At 71.9% G+C, this 16,445-nt stretch carries 14 protein-coding genes and 1 pseudogene; 10 read left to right on the top strand and 5 right to left on the bottom strand.

Annotation, left to right across the window (positions count from 1 at the left end; all coding sequences use genetic code 11):
• The first annotated feature begins 146 nt into the window (after positions 1 to 146).
• The gene (locus tag ACFWP7_RS35230) at positions 147 to 1,295 is read left to right on the top strand and encodes a CaiB/BaiF CoA transferase family protein (protein ID WP_384390208.1); all 1,149 of its coding nucleotides are present in this window, start codon (positions 147 to 149) and stop codon (positions 1,293 to 1,295) included.
• A pseudogene (locus ACFWP7_RS35225) lies at positions 1,292 to 2,456 on the top strand (acyl-CoA dehydrogenase family protein). The gene ACFWP7_RS35230 and the pseudogene ACFWP7_RS35225 overlap by 4 nt, the downstream one beginning before the upstream one ends.
• A gap of 81 nt (positions 2,457 to 2,537) precedes the next feature.
• Here the strand turns inward: ACFWP7_RS35225 and ACFWP7_RS35220 are convergent.
• The 5 genes from ACFWP7_RS35220 to ACFWP7_RS35200 all read right to left on the bottom strand — a co-directional run bounded on the left by ACFWP7_RS35220 (position 2,538) and on the right by ACFWP7_RS35200 (position 8,057).
• Positions 2,538 to 3,563, bottom strand: coding sequence for an ornithine cyclodeaminase (locus ACFWP7_RS35220; RefSeq protein WP_384390205.1), 1,026 nt, complete (start codon positions 3,561 to 3,563; stop codon positions 2,538 to 2,540).
• Entirely contained in the window at positions 3,560 to 4,597 is a 1,038-nt protein-coding gene (locus ACFWP7_RS35215; RefSeq protein ID WP_384390201.1) for a cysteine synthase family protein, read from the bottom strand. Before ACFWP7_RS35215 ends, ACFWP7_RS35220 begins: the two co-directional genes overlap by 4 nt.
• The gene (locus tag ACFWP7_RS35210; RefSeq protein ID WP_384390199.1) at positions 4,594 to 5,505 is read right to left on the bottom strand and encodes a DUF2236 domain-containing protein; all 912 of its coding nucleotides are present in this window, start codon (positions 5,503 to 5,505) and stop codon (positions 4,594 to 4,596) included. The genes ACFWP7_RS35215 and ACFWP7_RS35210 overlap by 4 nt, the downstream gene beginning before the upstream one ends.
• Positions 5,506 to 5,533: 28 nt before the next feature.
• Positions 5,534 to 6,544 (bottom strand): hypothetical protein, encoded by a 1,011-nt coding sequence (locus tag ACFWP7_RS35205; RefSeq protein ID WP_384390196.1) that lies wholly within the window; start codon positions 6,542 to 6,544, stop codon positions 5,534 to 5,536.
• Positions 6,545 to 6,626: 82 nt separating this feature from the next.
• Entirely contained in the window at positions 6,627 to 8,057 is a 1,431-nt protein-coding gene (locus ACFWP7_RS35200) for an aldehyde dehydrogenase family protein (RefSeq protein ID WP_384390193.1), read from the bottom strand.
• 262 nt (positions 8,058 to 8,319) lie between these two features.
• Here ACFWP7_RS35200 and ACFWP7_RS35195 point away from each other — a divergent pair, with 262 nt between their 5' ends.
• The 8 genes from ACFWP7_RS35195 (at position 8,320) to ACFWP7_RS35160 (ending at position 16,285) form a co-directional block, all read left to right on the top strand.
• Positions 8,320 to 9,090, top strand: coding sequence for a thioesterase II family protein (locus ACFWP7_RS35195; protein WP_384390190.1), 771 nt, complete (start codon positions 8,320 to 8,322; stop codon positions 9,088 to 9,090).
• 73 nt (positions 9,091 to 9,163) lie between these two features.
• A complete protein-coding gene (locus ACFWP7_RS35190) occupies positions 9,164 to 9,448 on the top strand; it encodes a phosphopantetheine-binding protein (RefSeq protein ID WP_384390187.1) in 285 nt (94 codons plus the stop codon).
• Positions 9,445 to 10,833 carry a TrpB-like pyridoxal phosphate-dependent enzyme gene (locus ACFWP7_RS35185; protein ID WP_384390185.1) on the top strand — a complete coding sequence of 463 codons (1,389 nt, stop codon included), beginning with the start codon at positions 9,445 to 9,447 and terminating at the stop codon, positions 10,831 to 10,833. Before ACFWP7_RS35190 ends, ACFWP7_RS35185 begins: the two co-directional genes overlap by 4 nt.
• Positions 10,830 to 12,053 (top strand): acyl-CoA dehydrogenase family protein, encoded by a 1,224-nt coding sequence (locus tag ACFWP7_RS35180; protein ID WP_384390182.1) that lies wholly within the window; start codon positions 10,830 to 10,832, stop codon positions 12,051 to 12,053. The genes ACFWP7_RS35185 and ACFWP7_RS35180 overlap by 4 nt, the downstream gene beginning before the upstream one ends.
• Positions 12,037 to 13,623, top strand: a complete 1,587-nt coding sequence (locus tag ACFWP7_RS35175; protein ID WP_384390179.1) for an amino acid adenylation domain-containing protein — start codon at positions 12,037 to 12,039, stop codon at positions 13,621 to 13,623. The genes ACFWP7_RS35180 and ACFWP7_RS35175 overlap by 17 nt, the downstream gene beginning before the upstream one ends.
• Positions 13,620 to 14,456: an alpha/beta hydrolase gene (locus ACFWP7_RS35170; RefSeq protein WP_384390176.1), complete on the top strand. Its 837-nt coding sequence runs from the start codon at positions 13,620 to 13,622 to the stop codon at positions 14,454 to 14,456. The genes ACFWP7_RS35175 and ACFWP7_RS35170 overlap by 4 nt, the downstream gene beginning before the upstream one ends.
• The gene (locus tag ACFWP7_RS35165) at positions 14,443 to 15,297 is read left to right on the top strand and encodes an enoyl-CoA hydratase/isomerase family protein (protein ID WP_384390174.1); all 855 of its coding nucleotides are present in this window, start codon (positions 14,443 to 14,445) and stop codon (positions 15,295 to 15,297) included. The genes ACFWP7_RS35170 and ACFWP7_RS35165 overlap by 14 nt, the downstream gene beginning before the upstream one ends.
• A gap of 16 nt (positions 15,298 to 15,313) precedes the next feature.
• A complete protein-coding gene (locus ACFWP7_RS35160) occupies positions 15,314 to 16,285 on the top strand; it encodes a TauD/TfdA family dioxygenase (RefSeq protein ID WP_384390171.1) in 972 nt (323 codons plus the stop codon).
• Positions 16,286 to 16,445: the final 160 nt, after the last annotated feature.

Below are 16,445 nucleotides of genomic sequence, written 5' to 3'. Positions count from 1 at the left end.
GCGGCTGGAAGCAGCTCCCTCCTGGGAGGGAACGCGCAGATGGAGGCAGGTCCCGTCCAGTTCGCGTCCAGCCCGAGCGGTCCGCGCGCGGGTACCGTGCGTCCACTCGTATCTGTTTTCGGAGGGCACGTCGAAGGGGGAGTGGGATGCGGGTGGAGACGACGCCGGACCGACCGCACGGGTCGGCCGGGATGCGGGTCCTCGATCTGTCGAGGTTGCTGCCGGGCGGGTTCGCCACCGTGCTGCTGGCCGACCTCGGCGCGGATGTGATCAAGGTGGAGAGCCCGGACGGGGGCGACTACGGGCGGCTGGTGGACCCCGCGACATTCGCGGCGCTGAACCGCAACAAGCGGTCGGTCGTCCTCGATCTGCGGGATCCGGCGGGGCGGGAGACGCTGTTGCGGCTGGTGGAGCGCAGCGACGTGGTCGTGGAGAGCTACCGACCCGGTGTGCTGTCGGGCATGGGGCTCGGCTGGGAGCGGCTGAGGGAGGTGAACCCGTGTGTGGTCCTCTGCTCGATCACCGGGTTCGGCCAGACCGGTCCGTACGCGGCCCGGCCCGGCCACGATCTGAACTTCCTGGCGCTGTCGGGGTTCTTCGCCGTGCCGCACCGGCCCGGGGAGAGCGTCGACCGGGTCGGGGTGCGGGTGGCCGACCTCGCGGGCGCGATGTACGCGGCCTTGTCCGTGACGGCGGCGGTCGCCGCGGCTCGGGAGTCCGGCGAAGGCCAGCACTTGGACGTGTCGCTGCACGAGGCGGCGGCGGGCTGGGCGGGACCGCTCGCGCTGCCCCTGCTGGGGCTCGCCGACCCCGCCGACAGTCCGCTCGTCACCGGCGACAACGATGTGTTCACCGTGGCCGACGGCCGGCGAATCGCCTTCGCCAGCTTCGAGGACAAGTTCTGGCTGGTGTTCAGGACGGCATTCGCCGTGGAGTTCCCCGAACTCGACGACGACAGATACGACCGGAGGGCCGACCGCACCCGGGCCCGAAAAGAGGTCAGGGAGCTGCTCAGGGAAGTCTTCGCCCGTCGTGACCTGGCGTGGTGGAGCGCCGAACTCTCCCGGCTGGACCTCCCCTGGGCCCCGGTGTACGAGACGCCCAGCGAGTTCCTCGCGGACGAACACGTCGCGGCCCGCGACCTGGTGGGTGTCCTGCCGGGCTCGGCGACCGCGGATCCCTGCCGGCAGGTGAGGTTCCCGGTACGGTTCGGCACCGGTCTCGACTCGCTGCGCTGCGCGGCTCCGGCGCACGGCGAGCATACCGCGGAGATCCTTGCGGAGCTGGCGCGATGAACACCCGGAAGGGGCGGACGGGCGGCTTCGCTGAGAGCGCGGAGCACCGGGCGCTGCGCGAGGCCGTGGCCGGCTTGGCCCGGGGGCGGGGCCGCGGCGACGCCGGCCCGCGTTCCGCGAAGGAGCTGTGGGCCGAGGCCGGCGAGCTCGGGTATCTGGGGGTCAACCTGCCCCGAGGAGTACGGCGGCGGGGGCTGCGGCATCACCGAACTCTCCATCGTCATGGAGGAACTGGGCGCGGCCGGCAGTCCGTTGCTCATGCTCGTGGTGTCGCCGGCGATCTGCGGGACGGTCATCAGCCGGTTCGGCACACCGGGGCAGAAGCTGCGGCTGCTGCCGGGGCCCGCCGCCGCGACGTCCCGGATGGCTTTCGGGATCACGGAGCCGGACGCGGGGTCGAACTCCCACCGGCTGGCCACCACCGCGCGCCGCGACGGCTCGGACTGGCTGCTGACCGGCCGCAGGTGTTCGTTTCCGGAGTGGACGAGGCCGACGCGACCCTGACCGTGGGCCGTACGGAGGACGAGCGCAGCGGCAGGCTCAAGCCCTGTCTGTTCGTGATCCCGCGACGCCCCGGGATTCGGCTTCCGGGAGATCGAGATGGAACTCGACGCGCCGGAACGGTAGTTCCACCTGTTCCTCGACGAGGTGCGGCTGCCCGCCGACGCGTTGGTCGGTCATGAGGACGCCGGCCTCCAGCAGCTGTTCGCCGGCCTGAACCCCGAGCGGATCATGACCGCCGCGTTCGCGGTGGGCATGGGCCGGTACGCCTTGGCGAAAGCGGTCGACTACGCCCGTGCCCGCCAGGTGTGGTCGGCGCCGATCGGTGCGCACCAGGCGGTGGCGCATCCGCTCGCGCGGATCCACATCGAGCTGGAGCTGGCCACGCTGATGACCCGCAAGGCGGCCGAACTGTACGACAGCGGCGACGACCTGGCCGCGGGCGAGGCCGCGAACATGGCGAAGTACGCCGCCGCGGAGGCGGGCGCCTCTTCCGTCGACCAGGCGATCCACACCCTGGGCGGCAACGGGCTCACCGCCGAGTACGGTCTCGCGTCGCTGCCGACGCACTCCAGGGTGGCCCGGATCGCTCCGGTCAGCCGGGAGATGATCCTCAATTTCGTCTCCCACCACACGCTGGACCCGCCGAAGTCCTACTGATGCGCCTGGTGTGCCCGTCCCCTCGTGTGGGTCAAGGCCCGGTGACCTGCCGGGCCTTGACCCACACGAGGGATCGTCAGGTCAGCGCGCCAGTCGCAGACCCGCGCCCCGCGCCACCGCGCGCTCGTACACTGCGGCGGCCACCGCGATGTCCTGGACGCCCATGCCGAACGGGTTGATCACCACGCGCTCGTGTTCCGCCGGGGTCCGGCGGTAGCCGCCGGAGAACAGGGCGGGCAGTGCGGCGTCCACCGCGCGGCCGCCCTCGGGGGCCACGGTCCCGGGGCCGCTGACCCGGCCCGCGCGGGCGAGGACGCCGAGCAGGCGGTGGTCGTCGTCGACGACCAGGTCCCAGTCGTCGACGAACAGATGGTCGCAGCCCAGCAGCAGGCTCTCCGCCGCGTCGTCCAGGGACACGTTGACGAACGTCCCGCCTGCCGGAACCCAGTCCAGTTCCGCGTACGGCTCGGTCGTGGTGGTCACCGCCAGGGTCAGCTGGGCCCGCTCGACCGCTTCGCGGGGGTTCTCCACCACCGTCACGGCGGCGGCGTCGGCCGCACGCCAGGTGGCGGCGAGCCCCGCGGCCCGTTCCGCGTCCTGGTCGAAGAGGAACAGCTCCTCGATGCCGGGGCAGGCGGCGGCGAGCAGCTCACGGTGCACCTCGGCCTGCCTGCCGCAGCCGAGGAAGGCCACCCGCTCGATCTTCGTCAGATCGCGCACGGCCCTTACGGCGGCGATGGAGACGCCCGCGGTGCGCAGTGCGCTGATCCGGCCGCCCTCCATGATGCAGACGGGCCGCGCGGTCTCGTGGTCGTTGAGCACGATCAGCCCCGCGGCACGTGGCCGCCCGAGCGACTGGTTGCCGAGCGACGCGTTGATGATCTTGCATCCGTAGCTGTCGCCCGCCCAGGCCGGGAGGATGAGACTGCGGGCGGCGGCCCCCGAGCGGGTGGTCCAGCGCAGAGCGGTCTCGGGGGAGAGACCGGCCTCCTTGCGTGCGTAGGCCAGCAGGGTCTCGTGGACGAGATCGACGATCGGCAGGTCCGCGGACAGCCGCTCCACAGCGGCGCCGTCGAGGTAGACGAGGGGGTCGGGATGTCCGGTCATCGGCCTGCCTTCTGTTCGGGGTTGACGTGGCTCAGCGCGGTCAGCGCCGCGCGGATCTCCTCGTCGGGATCGGGCATGTCGGCGGCCGGCGTCCCCGTCAGCTGCGGGTACTTCTCGCCGCTGTCCGGGCAGACGCACGCGATCTCCCGCAGCGAGGGGTCCAGACGTGCCCGGACGACCGCTGCGAGCACCGCCGCGCCGCTGCTGCCGCCGAGCGAGATCCCGGTCCGGCGCAGCAGCAGGGAGCAGGCCGCCGCGGCCGCCGAGTCCCGGACGCGTATGACGTGGTCGCAGTGGTGCGGCTCGATGAAGGTGGAGGCCTGCCCGGAACCGAAACCCATCAGCTTGAAGGGCCGTTCCGCGGGTTCCCCGCCGAGCGCCGACGAGCCCACAGCGTCCGCCGCGATGATCCGGGTCTCCGGCACGTTCTCCCGGAAGTACCGGGCGATTCCGGCCAGCGTGCCTCCGGTCGAGACGGCCACGGCAACGGCGTCGAACCGGCCGTCATGTGCGCCGTTCACCAGCTCGGCGGCGGTCTGCCACTCGTGCACCCCAGGATTGGCGGGGCTCTCGTACTGGTTGGTCCACACAGCGTCGGGGTCCATCGCCAGGATCTCGCGTACGGCCTCCAGCCGTGCGCCGAGCGTCCGGCCGCCCGGGACCTGGGGCACCGTCACCACGTCCGCCCCGAACGCGGTCATCCGCTCCACGCTGCTGCGGGGCGTGGTGGGCTCGACGACCAGCGTGCAGTGGTAGCCGCGTTCCGCGCACAGACCGGCGAGCGCCACCCCGAGATTTCCGGAAGTCGACTCGACCACGCGCATGCCCGGCCGCAGTTCCCCGGACGCCTCCAGCCAGGACAGCAGGGCCTCGGCCGTGCGGGCCTTGATGGAGCCGAAGCGGTTCTCGGACTCCAGCTTGAGCCAGATCCTTACGGTCCGGTCGCCGACCGGGACCCGGACGGGGCGCAGGGGGGTGTCTCCGATGACGGAGGAGGCGGCCGTGGGAACCACGAGAACGGTGGGCTCCGTCATGGTGCTCCGTCCTTGAGACGCTCGACGCGGGCCGCCGGCTGCTGCCGTACGGGCGCGACGGTTCGGTGCGGGCCGATGTCGGCGAGGTTGTAACCGGCCGGGTAGCCCGGGTACGACCGGGCGGTCGGCCGGGTCAGGAGCCGCGCCATCACCTTCGGGGCGACTCGTTCGGCGCGGGCGTGGGCGCGCAGCCCCACATGGTTGAGGGCCCGGGCCCAGGGGGGCGGTCTGAGCATGCCGAGGGCGTCCAGCGCGGGGCCGTCGAGGCGGCACGGCAGGGTGGCCGACACCAGGTCCCGGACCGGGCGCCTGTACCAGGACGCGTACAGGTCGATCATGGCCGTGCCGACGCGGCGGTTGCTCGCGGCCTCGCGGAAGCACTCCTTCTCGTACTCCCGGTTGAACTCCTCGAACGTCGCGTAGTCGGTGGGGATCTCGCGGATGTTCATCCGACTGCCGACACCGGCGAAGAAGTAGAAGGCGGCCAGCCGCTCGGCCTCACTGGTTCTGCGCCAGGCCCAGCGGTCGATCCAGCGCACGGGCTCGAAGACGAACGTCGACAGGACGTAGAGCATGTCCCGGTTCGCGAGGTCGAACCTGCGGTGTGCGTTGTTGATCTGCCGCACCGCCTGGCGCCCGCGCTCGGAGTCGTAGCCGCAGCGGACCAGCTCGCCGAGGAGGATGCGGGTGTCGTCGTAGCGCTTCTGCGCCCGCAGCGCGAACTCGCCCGTGCCGTCCAGCACTTCGGAGATGGCCGGCACACAGCAGGTGCGCCAGACGGCGACTTCGAGTCCTCGGCCGTAGTCCCAGGGGAACTCGCGGTCGGAGGATATGCGGTGGATCTCCTCGTGGTCCGCTTTCGGGTCGAGGGATTCAAGGTGCTTGAGGGTCGCGTAACGGTCTCGCATCCGTACCCCGTTCACGGTGAGAAGGTGGCTACAGCGGTGTGGACCCGGCGGCGCTGGTGACTTCGGGCCGGGTAGGGTCGAAGCGCAGCGTCTCGAAACGCCACTGGAGCTGGCCGGTCAGCCAGCTGCGCAGCCCGGCGACGTGCCGCTCCAGCCGGTCCGCCGGGAACAGGGCGCGCACGTCGGGTGCGAGCCGGTCCGCAAAGGCGGCGCTGAGTTCGGTGAACCGGTCGAAGCGGCCCTGGATCATCACGCCCACCGCGTCCGCGGATGTCTGCAGATCGGTGCCGTGCGTCTGCTGGTGGACCAGGACGAGATTGTGCGGGTCGCCCAGCAGCGCCTCCTTCTCGCAGGAGAAGAGGTCGTTGGTCCACAGGTCGGCGTCGGACAGCGAGGCGTTCATCTCGGCGAACTCCGGGAGTCCGTAGACCTCCTCGGGCACTTCGGCGTGCGTGGTGACCTCGATGAGGTCGAGGTAGGGCATGAGGGCCCGGCCGCGCATGGCGATGTACTCGTCGAGGTCCGGCACCCGTCCGGTGAGCCGGTTCTCCGACTCCCAGACGCAGGTCTCGAAGAAGGCGCCGATGTGCCCGGCGAGCCGGGCCCGCCAGGTCGGGGAGGTGTGGGCGGCGGTGCGCCGCCACAGGTCCGCGTACGCCGGTCGGAAGGCCGCGGTGACCGAGTGGCCCGGGGCGGGTGCGGACGCGTCGTCGACGGAGCCGTCGGCGGTGAACCAGCCGAGCACCTCGTCGCACACCTGGCGCAGCCGCGCCGGGTCGGCGCCGAGCGAGGTCTCGTCGAACTGGTCGTCGAGCACCAGCATGGTGCTGATCCAGTCGGTCACCAGCTGGAGTTCGGACGCGGCCGCGTGCGGATAGGCGCGGCCCATCAGGGTGCCGAGCAGGGATCGTTCGTGGTGGCGGCGCGCCGCCTCGTCGGGGGCCAGGCCGTAGCGGGCCACGAAGGCGCGCGTACCCGCTTCCGCCTGTTCGGCGTACGGGCTGAGCTCGGCAGGGAAGTCCACCTGGATGTGGGGCATGCGCAGGGGCACGGTGTCACCCGTCGTTCGGTGAGGAGGGATGGAGACGGCAACGGAAGGGACGCGTCCGAGGAGCCGTGGCTCACCCGGGCAGTTGGACGGACTTGACCTCCTGGAACTCCTGGATGCCGTGGCGGCCCAGCTCGCGCCCGACGCCCGACTGCTTGTAGCCGCCGAAGGGCGCGGCCGCGTTGAAGCTGGCGTCGTTGACGTCGACCTGGCCCACGCGCAGCCGGCGGGCCACGGAGACGGCCCGGTCGGTGTCGGCGGACCAGACGGTCGCCGCGAGGCCGTACTCGGACCGGTTGGCCAGGGACACGGCGTCCGCGTCGTCGTCGAACGCCATGACGGCCAGTACGGGACCGAAGACCTCCTCCCGGGCCAGTTCGGAATCGGGGTCCACATCCGTCCAGACGCTCGGGGTCACGAAGTGCCCGGCGTGCGGCGGACGGACCGCGGGGTCGGGTCCGGCCACCCGGCGCGCACCGCCGGCGGCAGCCCGTGCCAACAGGCCGAGGACGCGTTCCCGCTGCTGCGCGGAGACGAGCGGCCCCAGCGCGCACGCCGAGTCCTCGGGATCGCCAGGCACATACCCGGCGACGACCGAGCCGGCCAAGTCGAGCGCCTCGTCCAGCCGTTGGCGTGGCACTAGCAGCCGGGCACGGGCGGAGCAGGTCTGCCCGGCATTGTGCAGGGCGCTTCTGACCCCGTCCGCCACCGCGGTCGCCAGGTCGGCGTCGGACAGCACGAGGGTCGCGGACTTGCCGCCCAGCTCCAGACAGGTCCGCTTGACCGTACGGGCGGCGGCCGCGCCGATCTGTCGGCCGGCCTCCAGCGAACCGGTGAACGACACCAGGTCGACACCGTCGTGGGCGGCGAGCGCGGCGCCCGCCGTGGACCCCCGGCCGGGCACGAGATTGAAGACTCCGGGGGGCAGGCCGATGCCGTCGATCAGTTCGGTCAGCGCGTAGGCGGACAGCGGGGCGACTTCGCTCGGCTTGAGTACGAGGGTGCAGCCCGCCGCGAGAGCCGCGCCGATCTTGGCCACCGCCTGGTGGAGCGGATAGTTCCAGGGCGTGATGGCTCCGACCACGCCGACCGGTTCCCGCACCACGAGGGAATGCCCGACCTGGTCGTCCGCCGTGGCCGCCAGGAGCGCGTCGACGAAGCCGTCGAGCACCTTGACCGGGAGGCCCAGCTGGACGCGCCGGGAGAACGTGATCGGTGAGCCCATCTCACGCGTGACCGTCCAGGCCAGCTCGTCCTGGTGCTTCGCCAGCGCATCGCGTAAGGCGGACAGGGCCGCGATCCGTTCCGCGGGGCCGGTCGAGGACCAGCCGGGCAGGGCGGAGCGAGCCGCGTCGACGGCGCGCCGGACGTCCTCGCCGCCGCAGTCGGGAACCTCGGCGAAGACCTGCCCGGTCGCCGGGTTCTCGACTGCGATGGTCCTGACGGAGTGCGGCGCGGTCCATCGGCCACTGAGATAGACCGACCGCAAAGGCAATGAATTCATGAGGTGACAGGTCTCTTTCGGCAGGATCGGTGGCATCGGAAATCCTGCCGGCCTGCGGGCCCAGAGCAGGGAAATTCCCGAAGCGATTGCATGCCACTCTACGGATCGTCCGACAGTGCCGGCTGGAGGAATTCTGTACGGAAACTGCCGCCCATAAAGGGTGATGACGTCCCGCGGAAAAGGGGTTACAGTTCGGGGCTTGAAAAGCCGTGGCGTTGAAAGGCCCGGCCGTGGGAAGGACCTCAGGGGGAAGTCACCAGTGATGCCCGCACCCGTACCTGCCGTGAACACCGTCGGCCGCTGGCTGCGCCGGCCCCGCCCGGTGGCCGACCCCCGGCTGCGCCTGGTCTGTCTGCCGCACGCCGGCGGTACCGCGGGCTCCTTCTACGGCTGGACGGCGACGCTGCCGGCCGACGTGGAGCTGACGGCGGTGCAGTACCCCGGCCGGCAGGACCGCCTCTGCGAACCGTGTCTGTGGGACATGGGCGAGCTCGCCGACGGCGTCGCGCAAGCCCTGCTGCCGCTCCTCGACAGACCCGTCGCCCTCTTCGGGCACAGCATGGGCGCGGCCCTGGCGTACGAGGTCACCCTGCGTCTGGAGACCCTGTACCGGGCCAGGCCGCGGCAGTTGTTCGTGTCGGGCCATGCCTCGCCGACGCGTCCGAGGGTCGGCCGGGACCTGCATCTGCGGGACGACGCGGCGATGTTGGCGGGCCTGCTGGAGCTGGGCGGCATGGACGAAGCGGTGTCCGCGGACCCCGAACTTCTGGCGCTGCTGATGCCCTCCTTCCGCGCCGACCTGCGGCTGATCGAGACCTATCGGCCCTGCGGCGCTCGGCCGGTGACCGTCCCGGTGACGGCCTACACGGGCGACGCGGACCCCGGCGTGCCGGTCGCGGACGTCGCGGCGTGGGCCGACCTGGCCGCCGGTGAATTCGACCTGCGCGCCTTTCCCGGCGGGCACTTCTATCTCGTCGACCAGGAAACCGAGGTCGTCTCGGATATATCCGAACGTCTTGCCCTCGTTCGCTGAGCTGATATTCCTCCGCCGGTCGGCGATATGCCCGGAACCGGTGGATTCGAAATGTGTCAGAGGAGTCCTTTCCATGTTGAATGACGATGATGTGGTGACCCGGGTCCGCGAGATCATGGTGGAGGCCCTGGACCTCCGGCTGAACCCGGCGGACATCGATCCCGGCATCTCGCTGTACTCGCCGGTGATCCAGCTCGACTCGCTGAACCTGCTCCAGCTCCTGCTCGCCGTGGAGGCCGAGTTCGGCGGCCATATCGAGGACGAGGACGTCATGGAGGCCGACCTGGAGACCGTCGGCGACGTCATCGACCTCGTCCGCCGGCACGTCGGCGCGCTGCGGACGGAGACGGCGGCATGAGGACGTCGCGCAATCAGTTCCTGCTGGACGAGGAGGACGTCCCGACCCACTGGTACAACATCCTTGCCGACCTCGACGTACCGTCCTCCGACGTACGCCGCGCCCGGCCGGCCGCACAACCGGCGGCCGGCGCCAAGCGGTCGGCGCCCAATCTCCCGCTGTCCATGTACCGGGCCAGCGTCGGCGCCGAACGGTATGTGAAGATCCCCGACCCGGTGCGCGAGCAGTACCAGCGCTGGCGTCCCACCCCGCTGATCCGGGCGCACCGTCTGGAGCAGGAACTGGGCACCCCCGCCCATATTTACTACAAGTACGAGGGCGCCAACGCCGCGGGCAGCCACAAGCTCAACTCCGCCCTGGCCCAGGCCCACTACTACCGGCAGGCCGGCGTCCAGGAGATAACCACCGGCACCGGCGCCGGGCAGTGGGGCACCGCCCTGTCGATGGCCTGCCACGCGCTCGGCCTCGCCTGCACGGTGTTCATGGTGCGCGTCAGCCACGCGCAGAAGCCGTACCGCCGGGTGCTCATGGAGCTGAACGGCGCCCGCGTCATCCCCAGCCCCAGCGGCACGACCGAGGCCGGCCGGGCCCTGCTCGCGGCCTCGCCCGACAGCGACGGCAGCGTGGCGATCGCCAACGCCGAGGCCCTCGAACACGCCCAGACGGTGCACAGGGGCGCGTTCGCGGTCGGCAGCGGCGAGAACCACGTCCTGCTCCACCAGACGGTCATCGGTGAAGAGGCCCTGCGCCAGATGGAACTCGCCGGGGAGTTCCCCGACGTCGTCATCGGCGCGATGGGGGCCGGCAGCAACTTCGCGGGCCTGGCGTTCCCCTTCCACCGGGAGAGGCTCCGCACCGGAGCCGCCACCCGGCTCGTGGCGGTGGAGCCGTCGGCCTGCCCCAAGATGACGCGGGGCCGCTACGCCTGGGACTACAACGACTACTCCGGCACGACCCCCATGACGAAGATGTACACGCTGGGCCACACGTTCGTCGCCCCCGGCGTGCACGCCGGGGGCCTGCGCTACCACGGCGCCGCGCCCCTGGTCAGCGCCCTGTACGCGCGCGGTCTGATGGAGGCCGTCGCCTACGACCAGAAGGAGGTGTTCGAGGCCGGGGCGTTCTTCGCGCGCACCGAGAACCTCGTCCCGGCGCCCGAGTCGGCCCACGCGGTCAAGTGCGCCCTGGACGAGGCCATCCGCGCCCGCGAGGAGAACCGTCCGCGCGTCATCCTCTTCAACGTCAGCGGCCACGGTCTGCTCGACCTCTCCGCCTACGACCAGTACCTGGCGGGCGAACTCCAGGACCACGCCGTCTCCGACAGCCATATCGCCGCGTCGCTGGCCGCCCTGCCGGACGTCGACCCCGTCGGTAGCCGCTCATGAACCTCGCCCCGAACGAGGAGCAGACGGCGCTCGCCCGACGGCTGCGCGACCTGGGAGCCGACGCCCTGGGCGCCGACGTCGAGACACGCGACCGCACCCAGCGGCTCCAGCCCGGCGACTGGCAGCGCTGCGCGGCGGCCGGCGTCCTCGGACTCCCCGTGCCGAAGAAGTACGGAGGACGTGGTCTGGATGCGCTGACCTGCGCGATCGCCCTGGAGGGCCTGGGCGCCGGCTGCCGGGACAACGGTCTGTTGATCGCGCTCGGCGCGCACATCTGGGCCGTCGAGCTGCCCCTGACCGAATTCGGCGCCCCGGAACAGCAGCGGCGCTATCTGCCCGCCCTGTGCGACGGCCGGATGGTGGGCGCCCACGCGATCACCGAGGCCGACGCCGGGTCGGACGCCCTCTCCCTGACCGCCACCGCCCGCAGGGACGGGGACCACTACGTCCTGGACGGCGTCAAGCGGTTCGTCACCAACGCCCCGATCGCCGACGTGTTCATCGTCTACGCCACCGTCAACCCCGCACTGGGGTTCACCGGAGTCACCGCCTTCCTGGTCGAACGCGGCCAGGAAGGCCTGTCGGTCGAGACCCGGTTCGAGAAGGCCGGGCTGCGTACCGCGCCCTGGGGCGAGGTCACCCTCAGCGACTGCCGCGTCCCGGTCTCCGCACGGCTCGGGGCCGAGAAGCAGGGCTCGCGGATCCTCTCCAGGACCATGGCCTGGGAGCGGGCGCTCATCCTGGCGCCGCTGCTCGGCACGATGAGCCGTCAGATCGACGCATGCATCCACCACGCCCGCGGGCGGGAGCAGTTCGGGCGGAACATCGGCCGGTTCCAGTCGGTGGCGAACAGGATCGTCGACATGCGGATCCGGCTGGAGGAGGCCAGGCTGCTGACCCATCGCGCCGCCTGGGACCTCGCCCAGGGCACCCCGTCGTACTTCTCGGAGGCTGCGCAACTGCGGACCAGCGAGTCGGCCGTCGAGACCTTCCTCGACGCCCTCCAGGTGTACGGCGGACTCGGCTACACGACCAGCACGGACATCGAACGGAATCTGCGCGACGCGCTCGGCACCCGGATCTCCTCCGGCACCTCCGACATGCAGCGGCTCGTGATGGCGGACAAGCTCGGCCTCACGTCCCGTGCGCGCGACACGACCACGACGGGCCCGCACGGCGCCCCGAGCGCCACCGGAGGACGCCATGCGCACGCTCGATGAGCTGCTGACCCGGGTCGCGGCGGCACGGCCGGCGGCCGAGGCGGTCCGCCACCGGGGCGCCGCGACGGACTACGCCGAGCTGGACCGGGCCGCGACGTCCCTCGCCACCACGCTGCGCGAGGCGGGCGTGGGCCCCGGCGACCGGGTGGCGCTGTGGATGGCCAAGTCGGTCGAGACGGTCGTGGCCGTCCACGCGGTCCTCAAGTGCGGGGCCGCCTATGTGCCGGTGGACCCGGCGGTGCCGGCCGCCCGCGCCGCCTACATCGTCGAGGACTGCGCCGTGCGCTGCCTGATCGCCGACGGGACGCGGCTCGAACTGCTGGAGGAACGCGGCCTGCCCGCCGGTCTCCGGGCCGCCGTGGTGCTCGGCGAGGCGTCCACCGCGGGGACGGAACCGGCCGGTGCGGGCGGCCTCCGGCGGATCGGCTGGCACGAGGCCGTCCGGCGCACCGTCCCCGAAGAGTTCACACCTCCGTCCGTGGGACCCGACGACCTGGCCTACGTTCTCTACACCTCGGGATCCACCGGGACGCCCAAGGGCGTCATGCTCTCCCACCGCAACGCCCTGGCGTTCGTGGACTGGGCGGTGGCCGAGTTCGGGCTGACTCCGCAGGACCGGCTGTCGTCCCACGCCCCGGTCCACTTCGACCTGTCCGTCTTCGACGTCTTCGCCGCCGTGAGCGCCGGAGCCTGTCTGGTCCTGGTGCCGGAGAACCAGAAAGCCCTGGGAGCGGCGCTGAACCGGCTGGTCGACGAGGAGGGGATCACCGTCTGGTACTCCGTGCCGGGTGCGCTGATCAGGATGGTCGACGCCAAGAACCGCGCGCTGCTGGGGGCTTCCCGGCTCAGGACGGTGCTCTTCGCGGGCGAGCCGTTCGCGCTCAAGCACCTCCGACGGCTGCGGGAGGCGCTGCCGGAGGCGGACCTGCACAACCTGTACGGGCCGACGGAGACGAACGTCTGCACCCACCACAAGGTGACGGACGCGGACCTGGCGCCGGAGCGCACCGGACCGCCGCCCATCGGCCGGCCCTGCCCGTACGCCGAGGTACTGCTCCTCGGCTCCGACGGGCGGCCGGTTCCCGATGTGCCGGGCGCCGAGGGCGAACTGTGCATCGCCGGCGACTCGGTGATGCTTGGCTACTGGGGCCACGACCCGGTGGCCGCCCCGGCCGGCGCGCCGCGGACCCATCGCACGGGAGACGTCGTCGTGTCGCGGGGCGCACTCGGCTACACGTATCTCGGACGCCGCGACCACATGGTCAAGATCCGCGGGTACCGGGTCGAGCCCGAGGAGATCGAGACCGTTCTGATGGGACTGCCGTCCGTGCACGAGGCGGTCTGCGTCGCGGTCCCGGACGCCGACGGCGGGATGGCCCTGGAGGCCTACGTGATACCCGAGGAGGGCACGGCGCCGGACGTCGCGGAACTACGCGGGCACTGCCTCGACGCGCTGCCCCGCTATATGGTGCCCGGGACGTTCCACCTGGTCGACGCCTTCCCCAGGACCTCCACCGGCAAGACCGATCGCAGGGCCCTGGCCGCCCGTCCGGTCGGGGAGGCCGCATGACCGCCCGGGTGCTGACCCTTCGTCTGCCGAGCCGGGTGCTGGGCCGGGACAAGAGCATCAACGTCGTCCTTCCCGGCGGCTACCGTGAGCACGGTCCGCCGCATCCGGTCTGCTATCTGCTGCACGGGTACGGAGGGGGCAAGGACACCTGGCTGGCGAACACCCGCCTGGTCGAGCTGCTCCGGCACAGCCGGACCGTCGTCGTCCTGCCGCAGAGCGGCCGCCGCTGGTTGATCAACGACCACGCCGGCATGCGGTACGAGGACCATGTCGTCGACGAGCTCGTACCGGCGGTCGATGAGCGATTCAACACCCTCGCCCACCGCTCGGGCCGTGCCGTCGGAGGCTTCTCCATGGGCGGGGCCACCGCGCTGTTCCTGGGACTGCGTCACCACGCGCTCTTCGGCGTGGTGGCCTCGTACGCCGGCGCCTTCGAGGCTCCGCTGAGGGTCGGCGACCCGTACGCCCGCTTCCGTGCCGACCCCGGTTTCGTGATGCCGTCGGTGGCGGGCCATGAGCGGGTCTGGGGTCCGCCGGGCAGCGAGACCAGGCGCCGATACGACCCGTACCGGCTGATCGGGCAGGTCGATCCGACCACCGCGCCCGCCCTGTACCTCGACATCGGGACGGAGGACTACGACCGGATGCGCGCCATGAACCGCCGGGTGCGGGACGCCCTCCTGGCGCGGGGACACCCGGTGGAGTACCACGAACGGCCGGGCGGCCACGACTGGCAGTTCGTCGACCGCGCCCTGCCCGCGTCGCTGGACTTCGTCGAGCGCCGTCTGCGGGACACGGCGGAAAGGGGCCCGGTCACCCATGGACGCAGCTGAGTCCCGGCAGCCGTCCCTGCTGGTGCACCGACCCGCCCCCGGCGTGGTGGCCGCCACCCTGAACCGGCCCGCCCGCAGGAACGCCCTCGACGAGGACCTGTTCGCGCGACTGACCGCACTGTGCGCGCGACTGCGCGTGGACGCCTCGGCGCGGGTTCTCGTGCTGAACGGGGCGCAGGGCACGTTCTGCGCCGGCTACGACATCGCGGAGGTGGACCGGATCGCCGGTCTGCCGCCCGTGGAGCTGCTGGCCCTGCTGCACCGGCAGGCGGCGGCGATCACCGGGCTGCGGGACCTGCCGCAGGCCGTGATCGCAGCCGTCGACGGCACCGCGATCGGCGCCGGACTCTCCCTGGCGCTCGCCGCCGACATCCGGCTGGCGGACCCGGGAGCCCGGTTCCGGGCCTCCTTCGTGAAGATGGGCCTGTCCGGCGGCGACATGGGGGCGTCGTGGTTCCTGCCGAGGCTGACCGGCCTGGGCTTCGCCTCCGAGATGATGCTGACCGGCCGGTACGTCACCGCGCAGGAGGCGGTCGAGCGGGGACTGGCCAACCGGCTGAGCGACCCCGGCGGGCTGGGGGACGCCGCCCTGGCCCTGGCCGCGGAGATCGCGGCCAACAGCCCGGTCTCGGTCTCCCTCACCAAGCAGGTCCTGCAGAGCAACACCGATGCCCCCTCTCTGGCGGTCGCCCTGGAACGAGAGGCCCCCGCACAGGTCGTGGCCGCGAACTCGCCGGATGTGCGCGAAGCCGTGGCGGCGTTCCGGTCCCGCCGGGAGCCGCGCTTCGACGCCCCCGAGAGTCCGACCGCCCGGGCGAGCCGGCCGATCGATCACCGCTGAATCGAAAGGAATCATCATGAGCAATGTCGACACCGCACCCACCGCACCCACCGCGACCGTCGTGGACGACGCCTGGGAGCCCCGGCTCGTCCGGCCTGCCGACGCCGGTGTGCCCGCGAGCCCCGAGGGACTTCAGGAGTTCCTGGGCGGCACGGACGTCGCCCGGCTCCTGGTCGAGGAACGGGCCGTAGTCTTCCGCGGATTCGGCGTGTCCACCGGCGCCTACGATGGCGTGGCCGATCTTCTGCTGCCCGCCCGGCTGGCGTACGTCCACGGCAACTCGCCGCGCACCAAGGTCGGCCGCAACCTCTACACCTCGACCGAGTACCCGGCGGAGTTCGAGATCTCGATGCACAACGAGATGTCGTACGCCCACGCCTGGCCGTCCAGGATCCTCTTCTTCTGCGACGTCGCGGCGGCCACCGGCGGGGCCACCCCGGTGGTCGACGGCCGGCTCTGGCTCGACTCCATCGACCCCGAGGTGCGGGCGGCCTTCGCGGCCGGCGTCCGGTACACCCAGAACCTGCACGACGGCGTGGGCTTCGGCAAGAGCTGGCAGGCGACGTTCGAGACCGAGGACCGCGCCGAGGTCGAGGCGTTCCTCGACGGGGCCGAGGCCGAATGGAGCTGGCGGCCGGACGGCACGCTGCGGGTGACCCAGCAGCGCCGGGCGACGCTGGAACACCCCGTCACCGGTACCGAGGTGTGGTTCAACCAGGCGGACCAGTGGCATGTCGCCGGACTGGGCGAGGACGCGGCGGCGCTGGCCGAGATCGTGCCCGAGGACGAGTTGCCGCAGAACGCCTTCTTCGCCGACGGCAGCCCCATTCCGGCCGAGTACATCAGGCACGTCCAGGAGGTGGGCCTGCGGAAGGCGGTGAACGTCGACTGGGAGGCAGGCGACCTGCTGCTCGTCGACAACGTCTCGGTGGCGCACGGCCGTCGGGTGTTCACCGGGGCGCGCAGGATCCTGGTGGCGATGTCGTAGGCGCACGCCTTCGCCGTGGCGCGCAAGCGTCGACGCCCTGGGGCCGGCCGATCCGGCCGCCCCAGGGCGTGGGGGGGCCCGCCGCCGGAGCCGGCGGCCCCCGGCGCCCCCCCCGGGAGGGGGCGCCCGCACCCCCCCCCCACCGGCCCCCCGCGGGCCC

This window comes from Streptomyces sp. NPDC058470 (assembly GCF_042721055.1).
Classification (GTDB): Bacteria; Actinomycetota; Actinomycetes; order Streptomycetales; family Streptomycetaceae; genus Streptomyces.
This window is presented reverse-complemented; position numbering and strand designations above follow the sequence as displayed.